We start from the raw sequence: 550 nt of genomic DNA, 5'->3' as shown, positions 1-550 counted from the left end.
GCCGCCCACGCCGGCGCTGAGTTGCGCATGGTCGACGTTAACGCCGGCACCCGCACGCATCGTGCCTTTGACGAATTGCACGGGCTTGAGGGTGCGGACTTTCACCGCCAGCTCACCGTGGCCGTCGGCGCCCACCATGGCCACCTCGGGCCAGCGTTCGTCGAGAAGCTGCTCGCCAGTGCCGACCGTACCGGACTGCTGGAAGACTTCGCCGGAGTGCGAGCCAGCTTTGTGGAGGACAACGCCCAAGCGGGACGCGTGGCCGATCGGTTCGCCGTTATTGCCTTGGCGGGTGAGATGGCCATCGCCTACGGGCTGCTCCCATGGAAGCCGGGTACTGCTCTTGCCGACTGCCGTTTGCTCTATGGCGAATGGCTTAGTCGGGTGGGTAGCGGTAATGCAGAAGACCGCCAGATCCTCGCCGGCATTCTCGACTTCATCGATCGCCATGGCAGTAGCCGCTTTTCCGATGTCGATGACGTGGCGCCTGACACCAAGGTATTCAATCGCGCCGGCTATTGGGAGCTGACGGGCAATAACCGCCTGTACC

Annotated in this window: 1 pseudogene; it reads left to right on the top strand. The window is 63.6% G+C overall.

Going from position 1 to position 550, the window contains the following annotated elements:
* Window positions 1-550, top strand: a pseudogene (locus tag J5M71_RS26860) (RNA helicase); the annotation flags it as partial.

Source organism: Pseudomonas sp. 43(2021) (genome assembly GCF_017490805.1).
Classification (GTDB): Bacteria; Pseudomonadota; Gammaproteobacteria; order Pseudomonadales; family Pseudomonadaceae; genus Aquipseudomonas.
The sequence above is the reverse complement of the archived record's forward strand: the minus strand, read 5'-3'. Positions and strand labels throughout refer to the sequence as shown.